The 2,570-nt window shown below is 68.4% G+C and carries 3 protein-coding genes; 2 read left to right on the top strand and 1 reads right to left on the bottom strand.

The window, feature by feature from the left end:
- On the bottom strand, nt 1–248 hold a 248-nt coding region (locus G6018_RS02040), incomplete at its 3' end, for a universal stress protein (RefSeq protein ID WP_347237769.1).
- 152 nt (nt 249–400) lie between these two features.
- Here G6018_RS02040 and G6018_RS02035 point away from each other — a divergent pair.
- On the top strand, nt 401–841 hold the full coding sequence (locus tag G6018_RS02035; RefSeq protein ID WP_182638582.1) for a Fur family transcriptional regulator: 441 nt from the start codon (nt 401–403) through the stop codon (nt 839–841).
- Nucleotides 842–896: 55 nt separating this feature from the next.
- Nucleotides 897–2,423 (top strand): catalase, encoded by a 1,527-nt coding sequence (locus G6018_RS02030; protein ID WP_179524388.1) that lies wholly within the window; start codon nt 897–899, stop codon nt 2,421–2,423.
- Nucleotides 2,424–2,570: the final 147 nt, after the last annotated feature.

Here is a 2,570-nt window from a genome sequence, read left to right as displayed (position 1 = left end):
GCGACCACGCGGTAGGTCGCCGGGACCTGTCCGACGAGGTCGGTGAGCTGGTCCCGCATGGCTCCCTCGACGTTGGCGCGGGCGGTCTCGTCGAAGGCCACCACGCGTCCGACGGCGCGGTCGGCCGAGATCACCTCGAGCCCCGCGTCGTGGTCGCGTGCCCAGTTCGCGGCCCAGGCCACGGCCCGGCGGGCGTCCCGCGAACCGTCGTAGCCGCATACGACCGGTCCGGTGGCGGTTTCCGTCATGGCGTCCTCCTGCGGGTTCGGCGTCGCGGATCAGCCTAGTCGGCGGGTACGACGGCGTCTGGGGGGGCAGCTGCGACGGGGCCGACATCGTTACCAAAGCGGAACCAGTCCTTTTCTGGACCAGTTCCAGAAAGTCGGCTAGGGTGAGGCCCATGACGACGCAGATGGAGGATCCGGGAGCGCTGCTCCGGACAGCCGGGTTGAGGGTCACCTCTCCCCGGTTGGCGGTCCTCGCCGTCGTCGACAGTCGTCCCCACATCGCGGCGGAGGACGTCGCGGTACTGGTCCGGGAGCGGCTGGGCGCGGTGTCCACGCAGACCGTCTACGACGCGCTGCGTGTGTGCACCGACGTCGGACTCATGCGGCGCATCGAACCGGCCGGCTCGCCGGCCCGGTACGAACGCCGCACGGGGGACAACCACCACCACCTCGTGTGCCGGCAGTGCGGCCGGATCGAGGATGTCGAATGCGCGGTAGGGCATGCGCCCTGCCTACAGGCGGACCACGATCACGGCTTCCAGATCGACGAGGCCGAGGTCAACTACTGGGGCACATGTCCCGAATGTCAGGCGGGCCGTGCCCGGCTCGGTTAAGACTGAGACCCAGACCACATCGCCCATCACCCCACCACAACGAGGAGCACCAGACGTGACCACGCATCCCGCCGACCGAGGCGTACGCGACTTCCAGCCCAAGTCCGCCACCACCACCGACAGTGGCCAGCCGGTACCGAGCGACGAGTTCAGCGCCCGGTTGGGCGAGCTGGGTCCGCAGCCGATCCACGACTTCTACCTCATCGAGAAGCTCGCCCACTTCAACCGCGAGAACGTCCCGGAGCGTCTGCCCCACGCCAAGGGCTCGGGCGCCTTCGGCGAGTTCGTCACCACCGAGGACGTCTCGGACATCACCTGCGCAGGCCTGTTCCAGCAGGGCGTCACGACCCCCATGCTCGCCCGCTTCTCCACCGTCGCCGGCGAGAAGGGCAGCCCCGACACCTGGCGTGACCCGCGCGGCTTCGCGCTGAAGTTCTACACCGACGAGGGCAACTACGACATGGTCGGCAACAACACGCCGGTCTTCTTCGTCCGCGACGCCCTCAAGTTCCCGGACTTCATCCACTCGCAGCGCCGCAAGAACGCCTCCGGCCTGCGCAACCACGCCATGCAGTGGGACTTCTGGACCCTGAGCCCCGAGTCGACCCACCAGGTCACCTGGCTCATGGGCGACCGCGGCATCCCGGCCACCTGGCGCAACATGGACGGGTTCGGCTCGCACACCTACCAGTTCATCAACGCCGAGGGTGTGCGCCACTGGGTCAAGTTCCACTTCAAGACCAACCAGGGCATCGACTTCCTCACCCAGGACGAGGCCGACAAGCTCGCCGGTGAGAACGCCGACTACCACCGTCAGGACCTCTACGAGTCCATCGCCAAGGGCGAGTTCCCGTCGTGGGACCTGCACGTCCAGGTGATGCCCTTCGACGAGGCGGAGACCTACCGCTTCAACCCGTTCGACCTCACCAAGGTCTGGTCGCAGAAGGACTACCCGCTGCGCAAGGTCGGCACCATGACGCTGAACCGGAACCCGCAGAACCACCACGCCCAGATCGAGCAGGCGGCGTTCGCGCCGACCAACATCGTCAAGGGCATCGGCTTCTCGCCCGACAAGATGCTCCTCGGCCGTGTCTTCGCGTACCCGGACATCCAGCGCTACCGCATCGGCGCCAACTACCAGCAGGTGCCGGTCAACCGACCGCTCTCGCCGGTGAACTCCTACTCCAAGGAGGGCGCCATGCAGTACGAGTTCCCGCACCCGGCGCAGGCCGAGTACGCCCCCAACACCCTCGACGGCCCGGTCGCGGACCCGGCCAAGGCGTTCGACTTCGGTGACTGGGACACCAAGGGCTCGGAGATCTACCGCGGGGACGTCTCGCCGCACTCCGACGACACCGACCAGGCGCAGGCCACGACGCTCTACCGGGAGGTCCTCGACGACGCGGCCCGCGAGCGTCTGGCGTCCAACATCGCCGGTCACGTGAGCAAGATCGACCCCTCGGAGACCGAGCTCCTCGAGCGCGTGTACGCCTACTGGGCGGCCGTCGACCAGGGGCTGTGCGAGGCCGTCAAGGCCGGCGTCGAGTCCGGTCCGCGCGGCAACCACCGTCGCCAGGAGTGACCACTCCGTAGCCGAGCATGTTTCGGTCGAGCACGCGTCGGCCGAACTCGACTGAGACGAAGGGCCCGATCCCGCGACCAGCGGGGTCGGGCCCTCCTCGTGCGCCGGCTTCCGGGGCCCCGTCAGCCGCCGCGGACCACGGTCAGG

Source organism: Dietzia sp. DQ11-44 (assembly GCF_014145205.1).
Classification (GTDB): domain Bacteria; phylum Actinomycetota; class Actinomycetes; order Mycobacteriales; family Mycobacteriaceae; genus Dietzia; species Dietzia natronolimnaea.
This window is presented reverse-complemented; position numbering and strand designations above follow the sequence as displayed.

Coding starts and splice junctions, on each gene's coding strand:
- G6018_RS02035 (WP_182638582.1), top strand. CDS start 401: ATGACGACGCAGATGGAGGATCCGGGAGCGCTGCTCCGGACAGCCGGG.